This is a genomic window from Longispora urticae (genome assembly GCF_053902585.1).
The window spans coordinates 101,858-116,071 of the sequence record NZ_JAQZSH010000040.1; the positions used below are offsets into that span (position 1 = coordinate 101,858).

14 protein-coding genes are annotated in these 14,214 nt (G+C 71.2%); 8 read left to right on the plus strand and 6 right to left on the minus strand.

The features are described from left to right. Positions 1–29: 29 nt before the first annotated feature. Positions 30–803 carry a serine hydrolase domain-containing protein gene (locus PT931_RS27205; protein WP_456248554.1) on the plus strand — a complete coding sequence of 258 codons (774 nt, stop codon included), beginning with the start codon at positions 30–32 and terminating at the stop codon, positions 801–803. Beyond that, a complete protein-coding gene (locus PT931_RS27210) occupies positions 800–1,357 on the plus strand; it encodes a hypothetical protein (protein WP_456248555.1) in 558 nt (185 codons plus the stop codon). The genes PT931_RS27205 and PT931_RS27210 overlap by 4 nt, the downstream gene beginning before the upstream one ends. A gap of 207 nt (positions 1,358–1,564) precedes the next feature. Here PT931_RS27210 and PT931_RS27215 read toward each other — a convergent pair whose 3' ends face one another. The 5 genes from PT931_RS27215 to PT931_RS27235 all read right to left on the minus strand — a co-directional run bounded on the left by PT931_RS27215 (position 1,565) and on the right by PT931_RS27235 (position 7,821). Next, positions 1,565–4,087 carry an ABC transporter permease gene (locus PT931_RS27215; RefSeq protein ID WP_456248556.1) on the minus strand — a complete coding sequence of 841 codons (2,523 nt, stop codon included), beginning with the start codon at positions 4,085–4,087 and terminating at the stop codon, positions 1,565–1,567. Beyond that, positions 4,087–4,848, minus strand: a complete 762-nt coding sequence (locus PT931_RS27220; RefSeq protein ID WP_456248557.1) for an ABC transporter ATP-binding protein — start codon at positions 4,846–4,848, stop codon at positions 4,087–4,089. The genes PT931_RS27215 and PT931_RS27220 overlap by 1 nt, the downstream gene beginning before the upstream one ends. Before the next feature lie 115 nt (positions 4,849–4,963). Continuing rightward, the gene (locus PT931_RS27225) at positions 4,964–5,641 is read right to left on the minus strand and encodes a response regulator (RefSeq protein ID WP_456248558.1); all 678 of its coding nucleotides are present in this window, start codon (positions 5,639–5,641) and stop codon (positions 4,964–4,966) included. After that, entirely contained in the window at positions 5,634–6,836 is a 1,203-nt protein-coding gene (locus PT931_RS27230; protein ID WP_456248559.1) for a sensor histidine kinase, read from the minus strand. The genes PT931_RS27225 and PT931_RS27230 overlap by 8 nt, the downstream gene beginning before the upstream one ends. 154 nt (positions 6,837–6,990) lie before the next feature. After that, complete coding sequence (locus PT931_RS27235) at positions 6,991–7,821, minus strand: RecB family exonuclease (RefSeq protein ID WP_456248560.1); 831 nt, start codon at positions 7,819–7,821, stop codon at positions 6,991–6,993. A gap of 44 nt (positions 7,822–7,865) precedes the next feature. Between PT931_RS27235 and PT931_RS27240 the strand changes: the two genes are divergently transcribed. From PT931_RS27240 to PT931_RS27250, 3 genes are read left to right on the plus strand one after another with little or no spacing between them, the layout of a single operon-like run. Then, positions 7,866–8,993, plus strand: coding sequence for a M50 family metallopeptidase (locus tag PT931_RS27240; RefSeq protein ID WP_456248561.1), 1,128 nt, complete (start codon positions 7,866–7,868; stop codon positions 8,991–8,993). After that, complete coding sequence (locus PT931_RS27245; RefSeq protein WP_456248562.1) at positions 8,993–9,919, plus strand: tRNA (adenine-N1)-methyltransferase; 927 nt, start codon at positions 8,993–8,995, stop codon at positions 9,917–9,919. The genes PT931_RS27240 and PT931_RS27245 overlap by 1 nt, the downstream gene beginning before the upstream one ends. After that, positions 9,912–10,469: a hypothetical protein gene (locus PT931_RS27250; protein WP_363724298.1), complete on the plus strand. Its 558-nt coding sequence runs from the start codon at positions 9,912–9,914 to the stop codon at positions 10,467–10,469. The genes PT931_RS27245 and PT931_RS27250 overlap by 8 nt, the downstream gene beginning before the upstream one ends. A gap of 111 nt (positions 10,470–10,580) precedes the next feature. Here PT931_RS27250 and PT931_RS27255 read toward each other — a convergent pair whose 3' ends face one another. Beyond that, complete coding sequence (locus PT931_RS27255) at positions 10,581–10,859, minus strand: ferredoxin (protein ID WP_363724296.1); 279 nt, start codon at positions 10,857–10,859, stop codon at positions 10,581–10,583. A gap of 150 nt (positions 10,860–11,009) precedes the next feature. Here PT931_RS27255 and arc point away from each other — a divergent pair, with 150 nt between their 5' ends. From arc to PT931_RS27270, 3 genes are all read left to right on the plus strand, one after another. After that, positions 11,010–12,776, plus strand: coding sequence for a proteasome ATPase (arc, locus tag PT931_RS27260; RefSeq protein WP_363724294.1), 1,767 nt, complete (start codon positions 11,010–11,012; stop codon positions 12,774–12,776). A gap of 294 nt (positions 12,777–13,070) precedes the next feature. Further along, positions 13,071–13,604 (plus strand): GNAT family N-acetyltransferase, encoded by a 534-nt coding sequence (locus PT931_RS27265; protein ID WP_456248563.1) that lies wholly within the window; start codon positions 13,071–13,073, stop codon positions 13,602–13,604. Between the two features lie 310 nt (positions 13,605–13,914). After that, positions 13,915–14,181 (plus strand): peptidoglycan-binding protein, encoded by a 267-nt coding sequence (locus tag PT931_RS27270; protein ID WP_456248564.1) that lies wholly within the window; start codon positions 13,915–13,917, stop codon positions 14,179–14,181. Positions 14,182–14,214 lie beyond the last annotated feature (33 nt).

Below are 14,214 nucleotides of genomic sequence, written 5' to 3' on the forward strand. Positions count from 1 at the left end.
GCGGCCGCTGACCGGTTAGCGTTCGGTGAATGACTCTCCTACCCGACCTCGCGGACCGGCTGGCCGATGTGGCGCGCCGGGGAGGTGTTCCCGGCGCGGCGGTCGCCGTGCGCCACGGCGACACGCTCGCCGAGGCCGCCACCGGTGTCCTCAACATCTCCACCGGCGTGGAAGCGACCACCGACAGCCTGTTCCACATCGGCTCCGTCACCAAGATGTACACCGCGCTGCTGGTGATGCAGCTCGTCGAGGAGGGCCGGCTCGACCTCGACGAGCCGATCCGGCGCCGCCTGCCGGAGTTCCGGCTCGCCGACGGGCGGGCGGCCGCCGCGGTCACCGCCCGCCATCTCCTCACCCATACAGGGGGGTTCGACGGCGACCTGTTCGACGACACCGGTCGCGGCGACGACTGCCTCGACCGGTACCTCGCCGTCGTCGGCGGCGCGCGCCAGTTCGCCGCCCCGGGTGAGCTCTTCTCCTACTGCAACAGCGGATACGTGGTCCTGGGCGCGCTCGTCGCCCGGCTGCGCGCCGACACGTGGGAAGCCGTCGTCCGTGACCGGCTGCTCGCCCCGATGTCGCTCGACCACACGACGTTGTCCGCCGAGGAGGCGATCGTCTTCCGCGCCGCGCCGCGACGGGGCACTTCGCGGATCCACGGAACCGGCAGCCGAGGCCGAGCGATCGGTGGGCGGCGCCCCGCGCCCTCGGCCCGGCGTTCTCGGCGGTCAGTGCGGCGCCGCGCGACGTGGCCAGGTTCGGTCAGCTGTTCCTCGACGGCGGCCCCGTCGTCTCGGCCATGACCACGCCCGCCGTTCCAGCGGTCAACGGCACCCTGGTGCGTCACTGGGGCCTCGGGGTCATGATCTACGACTTCCCCGGGACGACGGTGTGGGGGCACAGCGGGAGCCATCGCGGCCAGTCCTGCTATCTGCGGATCGTGCCGGAACACGACCTCGTCATCGCGGCCAGCGGCAACGGCGGCAGCGCCCTGCTGCTGTCCGACGAGCTCGTGGACGGTCTGGTCACGGAGCTGACTGGCGCTCGCCCGTCGTCCCTGCCGGTCCCGCCACAGCCACCGTCGTATGTGGACGTCACCGCGCTGGTCGGGTCCTACCGCGGCCCGGTGGTAACCCACCGGGTCGAGGCCGTCGACGGCGGCATCTCCGTCACCCGGTCGCCGTCGCCCGAGGCGGTCCGGCAGGGAGACAGTGAGAGCACGGACCGCTACGTGCACTACGACGGCGACGTTTTCATCACGGCCGAGCCCGTGGGCGGCGACCACCTGACGATCACGTTCGTCGACGGTGGCCGCTTCCTGCACAACGGCCGCGCCCACCCGCGGATCGGCCAGTGAACTCGTGCGCGGTCAGCCTTCGGGCGTGAGGTGGGCGACGTGAGCCCCGCAGGCGGTCGGGGCGTCTCCACCTGGCGCATGCAGGATTGCTGAGCCGACCTAGCCGCGCCTGACGGCCACGGAACCACCACCGAGGGCCGGCGGCGTTCGGCCACCGGTCGGCGGCGTGGCCCTGTCGGACCTGACAGGGCCACGCCGGCTCCGCGGCTACTCGTAGTGGATCGCGGTCAGTACGTCGGTGCGGGCCGCCCGGATGGCCGGCAGGGCGGCGGCGAGTACGCCGACGACGACGGCCAGGCCCAGGTACACGGACATCTGGGTCCACGGCAGGACCAGCACGGTCAGCCCGTCGTCCTCGAGCGCCCGGACGACCGCCGCGCCGAGCCCGACGCCGACCCCGATGCCCAGCAGCGCGCCGAACACCGAGATCACCACCGACTCGACCGTGACCATCCCCATGATCTGCCGGCGGCTCATGCCGATCGCGCGCAGCAGGCCGAGTTCGCGGGTGCGTTCGATCATCGACAGCGCCAGGGTGTTGATCACGCCGAGCACCGCGATGACGATCGCCAGCGCGAGCAGGATCTGGATCATCGCGAGCAGGATGTCCAGGAACGACGTCCGCTGCTGGATGTAGGAGCTGCGGTCGGCGACGGTGACCTCGGGGCTGTCGGCCAGGTACGTGTCGATCTGGTCCCTGACCTCCGACGCCTTCGCCCCGTCGGCGAGCCGGATGTAGGCCAGGACCGGGGTGGGAGTGAGGAAGTCCCCCGCGGCCGCCCGCGGCAGGATGTACCCGTCCACGACCCCGGTCCTCCGGTACACCCCGACGAGCGTGTAGGTGACCGTCTCCCCGCGCGAGGACCGGATCCGGACCTGGTCCCCCACCGCGAGGCCGTCGTGGCGCGCGGTCTCCTCGTCGAGGATCACCTGGGTACCGGACAACGCGTCCACGGAACCGGAGATGGCCCGCAGTCCGAGGATGTCGGCGAGCGCCCGCACTTCGCTGGTGGCGTACGTGCTGGCGCCCTCCCTGCCGTTGACCGTCGCGGTGTCGAGGTAGATGCCGGCGACGGCGCGTACCCCCCGGGTGTCCCTGATCTTGTCCAGCACGGCCGGGTCGAAGGTCGGTGGCGGGCCGCTGAGCTGCTCCCCGGAGATGACCAGCTCGGCGCGCAGGCCGTCGTCGATCGTCCTGGTCACGCTGGCCTTGGTGGACGTGGCCACGACGCTGACCCCGATCACCAGGGCGATGCCGATCATCAGCGCGGCGGCCGTGATCGCGGTCCGGCGCGGGTTGCGGGCCGAGTTGCGCCGGCCGAGCTCGCCCGGCGTCGACCAGGACAGGAGCCGGCCCAGCAGCGACACGACCGGCCGACTGATCAACGGGGTGAGCAGCGCGATCCCCACGAACGACAGCAGGACCCCGCCGAGCACCATGGCCAGGGTGTTGTCGCCCGCGTCGCCCGCGAGCGCCACCCACAGGCCGGCCACGCCGAGCGTCGTGACCGCGCCGCCCACGATCGTGAGCGTCCGCGGCGACCTGGTGGTGTCCGCCGCGTCGCGCATCGCCGCGAGCGGGGCGATCCGGGCGGCCCGCAGCGCCGGGACCAGCGCCGCCAGGACGGTGACGAGGACGCCGATCGAGAACGCGGCGACCACGGCCGCCACCGGGATCACGAGCCCACTGGTCGGGATGACGCTGCCGATGGCCGCGACGAGCGCGGCGCCCACCCCGATCCCTGCCCCGAGGCCGAGGACCGAGGCGACCAGCCCGATGAGGACGGCCTCCGCGATCACCGAACCCACGACCTGTCCGCCGCTGGCGCCCAGGGCCCGCATCAGGGCGAGTTCCCTGGCCCGCTGGGCGACGATGATCGAGAAGGTGTTGACGATCAGGAAGACGCCGACGAGCAGCGCCACGGCCGCGAAGCCCATCAGGATGTCGCGGAGGAAGTCGAACACGCCCTTGACCGCGTCGGCCTGCGCCCTGCCCATCTCCTCGCCGGTCCGGACGACGAACGTGTCGCCGAGCGCCGAGCGCACCGCGTCGCGCAGCTCCTCGTCCGAGGTGCCGGGGGCGGCCGTGACGTCGACCGAGGTGAACAGGCCGTCCCCGCCGAGCAGCAGCCGCTGGGCCACCGGGGTGGTGAACGCGATCGTGTACTCGCCGGCGATCGAGCCCCGGTCGCCGGAGTAGCCGAAGGTCCCGACGATGGTGAACTGCTTCCTCGGCTCCAGGGTCAGCACCCCCACCGCGTCACCGATCCGGTACCCCGAAGCCTCGGCCAGCGCCCCGTTGACGATGATCTCGGAGTCCGCGGCCGGGGCCCGGCCCGACCGCAGCCGCACGATGTCGTTCCCGCCGGTCCAGTTGGTCCCGAACGCCTGCCCGGCGCCGGTGATGACCTTGCCGTTCCGGCCGATGAGGCGCGCGCCGTTGGCGAACACGGTGCCGGTGGTTCCGCCGACTCCCGGGACGGTGGACACCTTGTCGAGCGTGGCGGCCGGGAGCGGGTCCGTCGGTCCGTTGGCGACGGTGGACCTGCCCGTGACGGTGACGTCCGTGCCCTCGTAGATGGAGGCGTACAGTCCGTCGAAGGATTTGCCGAGGGTGTCGGTCAGGACGAACGAGCCGGACACGAACATGACGCCCAGCACCACCGCGAGTGCCGACAGGACGAGTCGGAGCTTGCGGGACAGCAGACTTTTCAGTGTCGCCTTGAGCATCAGTTGTCACCGCTGTGCGCGTGCGGGTCCAGGCTCTTGAGCTTGTCGTGGACCTGGTCGACGGTCGGTTCGAGGAGTTCGTCGACGATCTGCCCGTCAGCCAGGAAGATCACCCGGTCGGCGTACGACGCCGCGGTCGGGTCGTGGGTGACCATCACGATGGTCTGGCCGTAGTCGCGCACCGAGTTGCGCAGGAAGTTGAGGACCTCCGCGCCCGAACGCGAGTCGAGGTTACCGGTCGGCTCGTCGGCGAAGATGACGTCCGGACGCGACACGAGGGCGCGGGCGCAGGCCACCCGCTGCTGCTGACCACCCGACAACTCCGTCGGCTTGTGCTTGAGCCGGTCCTCCAGGCCCACCGTCTTGATCACCGTGTCGTACCAGGCCTGATCGGGCTTGCGCCCCGCGATCGACAGCGGCAACAGGATGTTCTCCTGCGCCGTGAGCGTGGGCAGCAGGTTGAACTGCTGGAAAATGAACCCGATCTTGTCCCGACGAAGCCTCGTCAGACCGCTGTCGGACAGCTTGTTGACCTGGGTGTCACCCACGAACAGATCACCACGCGTGACCGTGTCCAGACCCGCAAGGCAGTGCATCAACGTCGACTTACCCGAACCCGACGGGCCCATGATCGCCGTGAACTGACCCTGGGCCAACTCCACGTTGATGCCCCGCAACGCGATCACCTGCGCCTCGCCCTGCCCGTACACCTTCCACACATCAGACGCGCGCGCCGCGACCGACTTTACTGCAGTAGTCACTGCTGTCCCCTTTTATCCCCGTGGCGGAGGTATCTAAGAGTGACAGTAGGCGGCGTTCCGGCCCGGGGAGTCGTGCTCGGGAATGTTCTCGACTCCCCCTCGGGGACGAGAGGAACTACGCGTTCGGGCGGATGAGGCCCGACTCGTAGGCCAGAACCACGGCCTGGACCCGGTCGCGGAGATTCAGCTTCGTCAGCACATGGCCGACATGCGTCTTGACCGTGGTCTCCGACACCGACAGCTCCTTGGCGATCTCCGCGTTCGACAGCCCCCGGGCCATCAGCCCGAGCACCTCGCGCTCACGTTCGGTGAGGGCGCTGAGGGCCTTCGTCGGGTTCACGTTCGGGTCGGGCAGGTGCTCCACGACCTGGTCGAGGAGCCGGCGCAGCAGCCGCGGGGCCACCACGGCCTCGCCCGCCGCCACGGTGCGGATCGCCGTCACCAGGTCCTCGGCCGGCACGTCCTTGGCCAGGAAGCCGCTGGCCCCGGCGCGCAGCGCGCTCACCACGTACTCGTCGAGGTCGAAGGTCGTCAGGATCAGCACCCGGACCGGCAGCCGGGCGTCCACGATCGCCTTCGTCGCGGCCACCCCGTCCATCCGGGGCATCCGGATGTCCATCAGCACCACGTCGGGCAGCAGCCGGCGGGCCAGGTCCACCGCCTCGGCGCCGTCACCGGCCTCGCCGACGATGTCGAGATCACTCTCCGCGCCCAGGACCATGCGGAACCCGGTGCGCAGCAGGGGCTGGTCGTCGACGAGCAGGACTCGGACCGGGAGCTGACCGCTATTCACGTTCAGTGACGCTACCTGGTCGGTCCATGGGGATGCGGGCCGCTATCCGGAATCCGCCACCCGGACGGGGGCCGAGCCGGAGCTGTCCGCCGTACAGCGCGACCCGTTCGCGGACCCCGACGAGCCCGTGCCCGGCGATGTTGGGCCGCACCGAGGGGCCGCGCCCGTCGTCCGTCGCCTCGACCTCCACGGCGTCGTCCCCGAACGTCAACCGGACCTCGGCGGTGGCCGGCCCGGCGTGCTTGAGCGTGTTCGTCAGCGCCTCCTGCACGATCCGGTAGATCGTCAGCGCCACCCCGGGATCCAGGTCGTAGGGCTCGCCCAGGACCTCCAGCCGCACCGGCAGCCCCGCCTCGCGCAGCTGCTCGATCAGCGCCTCCACCCCGGCCAGGCTCGGCTGGGGCGCCAGGTCCGCCTGGTCGTCGTCGGTGCGCATGATGTTCAGCAGCCGGCGCAGCTCCCGCAGCGTCGTCCGCCCCGTCTCCTCGATCGTGCTCAGCGCCGCGTCGGCCGCCGCCGGGTTCTTCGCCATCGACCGCCGCGCCCCGGTGGCCAGGATGCCCATCACGCTCACGTGGTGCGCCACCACGTCGTGCAGCTCCCGGGCGATCCGGCGGCGCTCGTCGGCCACCGCCTGGTCGGCCAGCGCCTGGCGGGTCGTCTCGGCGATCCGGGTGCGCTCGCGAAGGTCGGATTCCACGATCCGACGGGTACTGGCCAGCCGGCCCACCAGCAGCGTGAACATCAGCACCAGCGAGTTGGAGAACAGCAGCAGCTCCGGGGAACTCAGCCACGCCTGCTGTTCGGCGACCCCGATCCGGGTGAGGGTCACGTACGACACGAAGATGCCGGCCCAGATCGGCACCGCGACGAGCAGGGCCCGGCGCAGTGTCCAGTACGCCGCCATCGTGTACGTCAGGATCATCAGCGCGTAGGACTCGGTGCCCGACATCAGGTGGAACAGCGAGAACACGCACATGGCCACGCAGACAGCCAGGCTGGGCACCAGCCACTGCCGGCGCAGGGCGATCGGCACCGCGGCGACGAGCGACCAGCCGACCAGCAGGGCGACCGGGCCGTCCGACCGGTACTCCGGCGGGGCGAGCACGCCGCCCGCCACGGTGAAGACGACGATCGCGGCCGCCAGGATCGAGTCGGCGGCCAGCGGGTGGTCCCGCAGCCACTTCCCGATCACGGCGACCACCCGGCCGCCGAGCGGGCGCCGACTCCGCCCGGGGCGTGCGCCGTGGCGGGAGCCCGGATCCCGGGCGCGGTCAGGGTTCCGAGGTCCGCTCCCGGCCCGGGGGTGGCGGCCGACCGGGTGACGGTCGCGGTGGGATGCGGCCCGGTCACGGGGTCGGCTCGGGCTGGACGGGCCAGGGCGGCGGGGTGCCGCCGAACTCCGGGCAGTGCGCCTGGTGCCGGCACCAGCCGCACAGCTTGCTCGGCTGCGGCCGGAAGTCCCGGTTGGCGGTGGCGGTGGTGATCGCCCGCCACAGGGCCTCCAGGTTGCGCTCGAACCGCTCCAGCTCCTCCGCGCCGTCGGGGGTGTAGTCCAGCACGGCCCGGTCCCGCAGGTACAGCAGGCGGAGGGCGCGGGGCACCACGCCCCGGGTGCGCAGCAGCATCAGCGCGTAGAACTTCAACTGGAACAGCGCCTTGGCCTCGAACGCCTCCCGGGGCGCGCTGCCCGTCTTGTAGTCGACGACCCGCAGGTCACCGGCGGGGGAGGCGTCCAACCGGTCGATGAACCCGCGCAGCAGCAGGCCCGAGGGTAGCTCCGCCTCGATCATGCTCTCCCGCTCGGCGGGCTCCAGCCGGCTCGGGTCCTCCAGGGTGAAATACCCGCCGAGCAGCTCCTCCGCCGAGGTCAGCCACTCCGCCGGGGCCTCGCCGCCCTCGAACAGGGCCGCCAGGTCCGGGGTCTCCCCGCTCATCCGGGACCACTCCGGGGCCACCATCTCCGCCGCCCGCTCCGGGGTCCGCTCGGCCGGCGGCAGGTCGAACAGGTGCTCCAGCACCGAGTGCACCAGGGTGCCCCGGGCCATCTCCGGGGTGGGCAGCTCGGGCAGCCGGTCGATGGCCCGCAGCCGGTAGAGCAGCGGACACGTCTTGAAGTCGGCCGCCCGGGACGGCGACAGGGCGACCCGTCGTGGCTCCGCGTGCTCGGTCGTCGTCATGCCGTAAAGAGTATGGGACACCCCCGACACGTAGCATCGGTGCGGTGAGTCGACAGCGAAGGACGGCGGCGCTCCGGGTGGGCGCGGTCCTGGGCGTCCCGGTGTACGTGCACGCGTCCTGGCTGCTGTTCGCCGTCGCGGTCACCGTGGGGTACGGCTCCGTGGTCCGGGGCCACCTGCCGCAGCTCACCGGCCCCGCGCCGTACCTGATAGCGCTGCTCTTCGTCGTGGCCCTGCTGCTCTCGGTCCTGCTGCACGAGCTCGGGCACGCCGTGGTGAGCCTGCGCTCGGGGATCGGGGTGCGCGGGATCACCCTCGAACTGCTCGGCGGGTACACGGAAATGGACTCCGAGGCCCCCCGCCCGCGCGCCGAACTCCTCGTCGCCCTCGCCGGCCCGGGCGTGTCGTTGCTGCTCGGCGGCCTGGGCGTCGCCCTGTTCACCCTGACCGAACCGGGCACCGTCGCCCGCGAACTGGCCTTCCAACTGGCCCTGAGCAACCTGCTGATCGCCGTCCTCAACCTCCTGCCCGGCCTGCCGCTGGACGGCGGGCGGGCGCTGCGCGCGGCGGTCTGGTCGGCGACCGGCAACCGGCACACCGGCAGCGTGGTGGCCGGCTGGGTCGGCCGGGTGGTCGCGGTGGCGCTCGGGCTGGCGATGGTGGCCGGCGCGCTGACCGACCGGCTGACCTGGATCGGGGTCGCGTTCACGGCCCTGGTGGTGTCCGTGCTGTGGTCCGGGGCCTCCTCGGCGATCCGGCTGGGCGCGATCCTGCGCCGGGTGCCGGAGATCCGGCTGGGGGAGCTGGTCCGCCCGCTGATCACGGTCACCACCGGCACCCCGATCGCCGAGGCGCTGCGCCGGGCCGACGAGGCCGCCGCGGGCGGGATCATGATCGCCGACGCGCGGGACCGGCCGGTCGCCCTGGTCCGCTGGCCCGCCGCGCACGCCGTCCCCGCGCACCGCAGCCCCTGGATGGCCGTCGACCTCGCCGCCCGCGACATCGCGACCGTACGACGCCTGTCGATCGATCTGGACGGCGAGGCGGTGGCCGAGGAGGTCCGGGCCAACCCGGCCGGTGAGTACCTGGTGACCGCCGGGCAGGATGTTGTCGGGGTCCTGCGTACCGAGGACCTCGCCTTCCTGCTCGAACCGAGGAGACAACGCAAGTGATGCAGCCGCGTGGACCGTTCCGCCCCGGCGACCGGGTGCAGCTCACCGACCCCAAGGGCCGGATGCACACGATCGTGCTGGAACCCGGCAAGGAGTTCCACACCCACCGCGGAGCGCTCAGCCACGACGAGATCCTCGACAGCCCCGAGGGGTCGGTGTTCACGTCGGTCAGCGGCACCGCGTACCTGGCCCTGCGGCCCCTGCTCGCCGACTACGTGCTGAGCATGCCCCGCGGCGCCCAGGTGATCTACCCGAAGGACGCCGCCCAGATCGTCGCGCTCGGCGACATCTTCCCGGGCGCGCGGGTCCTGGAGGCCGGTGCCGGCTCGGGCGCCCTGAGCTGCTCCCTGCTCCGGGCGATCGGCCCCTCCGGCCGGCTGATCTCCTACGAGATGCGTGAGGATTTCCTCGCGATCGCCCGCAAGAACGTGGAAAACTTCCTGGGGGGCGACCAGCCGACCTGGGACCTGCGGCTCGGCGACGTGGCCGGCTTCGACGGCAACGACATCGACCGCGTCATCCTCGACATGCTCACGCCGTGGGAGATGCTCGACATGGTGGAGAAGGCGATCATCCCCGGCGGGGTGCTGATCGGCTACGTCGCGACCACCACCCAGCTGTCCGAGCTGTGCGAGGCGCTCCGGGAGCGCGGCGGCTGGACCGAGCCGCACGCCTGGGAGAGCATGATCCGCGACTGGCACCTCGAAGGCCTGGCCGTGCGCCCGGAGCACCGGATGATCGCGCACACCGCCTTCCTGGTCACGGCCCGCAAGCTCGCCCCCGGGGTCACCGGCCCGGTCCGGCGGCGCAAGCCCAGCAAGGGCATCGAGGCGTACCAGGCCCGCAAGGCCGCCCAGAAGGACGCCGCCGCGCAGGACACCGCCCCACAGGACACCGCTCAGAAGGGTGCCGACGATAGTGAGTGACGACCTGGCGATCTTCCCCGACTGGTCCCCGTACCAGGAGCTGGACGTCGCGGCCCGGGCCTACCTGCGCGACCCGGACGTGGCCCTCGCCGCCGTCGAGCCGCTGCTGGTCGGCGCGACGGTCCTCGGCTTCACCCTGGAGCGGTTCGTCAACGAGTTCAACGCCGTGTGGCAGGAGGCCGCGATCTGCGACGGCCACCGGCTGCTGCTGTGGCACGGCGAGGACCTGCCCGAGGAGGAGGGGCCGCCCGGCTCGATGACGTCGGCGGTCCGGGTGATCCCGCTCGCGGCCGTCACCGAGGTCGGATACCGTCGCCGGCTCTTCCGCGAGCCCAACGGCACGATCCGCCGCGAGGGCGTCGACGTGTACGTGCTGCTCAGCTCGCTCGACGAGGCCGGCGCGGTCGCGGAGGCCGGGGAGGCCACCCCGATCCGGCACGACTCGCTGCGGTTCGGCAAGACCGTCACGGACGGTGGGGCCGGGCAGATGGACAGGTTGGAACAGTTCGCCCACCTGTTGGGACAACTCACCGGTCGGGGGGCTTTCTAGCCTTCCAGCTGGGGAAACGTGGCCCGGCGCGGAGTTTCGACTCCGTGGCCGGGCCGTTTCCGTCGCGGGTCGCGCGGCACCTGTTCCGCCGCGTGCGGCCCGGCTGGCGCCCTACTCCGCCGCGTGCGGCCCGGCCACGACAACGTCGTCAGCCGCCCGGTGCACGTGGATGCAGTCGCCCGGGCACTCCTTGGCGGCGTCGATCACGTCCAACTTCAGGTGATCCGGGACACCTACTCGCACTCCGGGGTCGAGCTGCAACTCTCCGCTGTCATTTTTCACGTAAGCGAGGCCGTCGACGTCGAATTCGAAGACCTCCGGCGCGTACTGCACGCACAGGCCGTCACCCGTGCACAGATCCTGATCGACCCATACCCGCAGCTCTGACATCGCGCATCCTCCCCCTCGGCCAGGCCCCTGGCCATACGGACCCAACCTACCGCGCCGTAACGCGTCGGGAATCGCCGGATCAGGGGGATCGATTTTGCCTCCGCAACCGTTAGTGTGGAGAACACGACGTCAAGCCCGGGGAGGTGGGACGTGGCACGAAACGAAGATGCTGACGCGCGCGCCGAGCGGTGGGAGCAGGAGGCGCAGGACCTCTCCACGCAGGTCGAGTTCCTCCAGGAGGAGCTCGCGCTACTACGGCGCAAGCTGACGGATGGTCCACGGCACCTGAGGCTCCTGGAAGAGCGGCTCGCCGCCACCCAGGCCCAGTTGCAGCGGTCATCGGAGCAGAACGAGCGACTGGTCGCCACGCTCAAGGACGCGCGCGAACAGATCATCACGCTCAAAGAGGAAATCGACCGACTGGCCCAGCCACCCAGTGGATACGGTGTATTCCTGGGTCGATACGACGACGACACGGTGGATGTCTTCACCGGCGGCCGCAAACTCCGGGTCGTGGTCTCACCGTCCATTGAGCTCGACAAACTCCGTCGCGGGCAGGAAGTCCTGCTCAACGACGCCCTCAACGTCGTCGAGGCGCTCGGTTTCGAGCGTGCCGGCGAGGTCGTGTCCCTCAAGGAGATCCTCGAGGGCGGCGACCGTGCGCTCGTCATGTCGCACGCGGACGAGGAGCGGGTGGTCCACCTCGCGGAGACCCTGATCGGTACGCACCTGCGTCCCGGCGACTCCCTGCTGGTGGAACCGCGCGCGGCCTACGCCTACGAGCGGGTGCCCAAGAGCGAGGTCGAGGAGCTCGTCCTCGAAGAGGTCCCCGACATCGACTACAGCGATATCGGAGGCCTCGACCGTCAGATCGAGATGATCCGCGACGCCGTCGAGCTGCCGTTCCTGCACGCCGAGCTGTTCCGGGAGCACCAGCTGCGCCCGCCGAAGGGCGTTCTGCTCTACGGGCCGCCCGGCTGCGGCAAGACCCTGATCGCCAAGGCGGTGGCCAACTCGCTGGCCAAGAAGATCGCCGAGCTGCGTGGGCAGGAGAAGCACACCAGCTTCTTCCTGAACATCAAGGGTCCCGAGCTGCTGAACAAGTACGTGGGCGAGACCGAGCGGCACATCCGGCTCATCTTCCAGCGGGCCCGCGAGAAGGCCAGCGAGGGTACGCCGGTGATCGTGTTCTTCGACGAGATGGACTCCATCTTCCGTACCCGTGGAAGTGGCGTCTCCTCCGACGTGGAGAACACCATCGTCCCGCAGCTGTTGAGCGAGATCGACGGCGTCGAGGGCCTGGAGAACGTGATCGTGATCGGTGCCTCCAACCGCGAGGACATGATCGACCCAGCCATCCTGCGCCCCGGCCGGCTCGACGTGAAGATCAAGATCGAGCGTCCGGACGCCGAGTCGGCCAAGGACATCTTCTCGAAGTACATCCTGGACACGCTGCCGCTGCACGACGAGGACCTCGCCGAGCACGGCAACGCCCGCAACGCCACCGTCGCCGGCATGATCCAGGCCGTCGTCGAGCGGATGTACACCGAAACCGAGGAGAACAGGTTCCTCGAGGTCACCTACGCCAACGGTGACAAGGAGGTCCTGTACTTCAAGGACTTCAACTCCGGCGCGATGATCCAGAACATCGTTGACCGGGGCAAGAAGATGGCCATCAAGAACTTCCTGTCCTCCGGCAAGAAGGGGCTGCGCCTGCAGCACCTGCTCGACGCCTGCGTCGACGAGTTCCGCGAGAACGAGGACCTGCCCAACACCACCAACCCCGACGACTGGGCCCGGATCTCCGGCAAGAAGGGCGAGCGGATCGTCTACATCCGCACGCTCGTCTCCGGCGGCAAGGGCGCCGACGCCGGCCGTTCCATCGAGACGGCCAGCAACACCGGTCAGTACCTGTAGCACTCCCGCGGCGGCCCGGTCACCCAGGTGACCGGGCCGTTCGCCGTTGTTCCCGGGGCCTGGCGGGGCGGATGCGGGTCCCGGCCGGCCAGCCCCGCCCTTCGGGGGCAGGATTCCGCCCCGCCGACACACGGCTTCCGCGACGCGTCGGCTGAGCCGGGCCCCCGTGTGGCCGTACCGGGTCGTGCTGAGCGGCTCCCCGACGCATCGACGGAGCCCCGACGGGGCCCGCGGATCTGTGGACACGGCGGGCCGGCGCCCCGGCGATCCCGGCCATCCGGCAGCATGAGCCTCATGTCCGCCATTGACCCCGTCGAGATCGTCGCCGGGAACATCCAGCTCAGGCCGCCGCACGCGCCGGAGGGGCCCGCCGCCTGGCGGATGCTCCAGGACCCGGGGGTCGAGCCGGCCCCCGGCGTCACCGACGAGGCCACCGCCACCGCCTGGTGCCAGGGGCTGGGGGACTGGTCCGCCGGACATCAGGTCACCTTCTCGATCCTGGAGATCACCGAGGGGAACCTGCTCGGCATGGTGCACCTCAACCGCATAGACCAGACGTGGGGTACCGCCAAACTGGGCTTCCGGATCGCCCCCTGGGCCCGCGACCAGGGCATCGAGGTCGACGCGATCGGGGCCGTCTCCCGCTGGGCGTTCGGAGCCCTCGGCCTGGAACGGATCGAGTTCCTGCACCTCGCCGGCCGTGCGGCCGACTGCCGGGTGGCGGACCGCGCCGGCTACGTCCTGGAGGGCACCCGCCGGGGCGGCTCCCGCGACGACGGCGGGGTCCGGCACGACGACCACCTGCACGCCCGCCTCGCCACCGACTGACCTGCCCGGAGACGCCACCGAGGGCCGAGCGGCGGCCTGCGCCCCGGGCCGGCAGCCCGACCTCGGGGCCATTCGCCAAGCCGCGCCCCCGGCGCCCGGGCCCGTGGACCTCTCCGGACAGGTCCACCCGACCTGAGCCGTCCACCAGGGGCCGCACCCCGACCTCCCCGGCGACCCGGTCTCAGGGGAAACCCCGATCCGTGTCCGACCTAGGTCGTACCCCGCGGAGTGGGTGTGGTCCGACCTGGGCCTGATGCCGGACGGCCCGTACCGCGCCACCCTGGAGGTACCAGAGACAAAGGGGTGCGTGATGAGCGACCTGCGACAGATGTTCCGAGCGGTGGGCACGGCACTGGCCGGGGTGGTGGCGACCGACACCACGGCGGCCCCGCCGGCCGACCCCGACGTCGTGCACGAGATGTTGGCCGAACTCGGCCTCCCCGGTGATGACGACGCGGCCCTGCGCCGGTTCCAGGCAGAGGCCGGGCTGACCGTCGACGGTTTCGCCGGCCCCGTCACCACCCACGCCCTGGTCACGGCCGTCCGGGACCGGCATCACTGGGACCTCGCGGCCTGACCCGCGCTAGTGTTGCCGGCATGACGACCACGC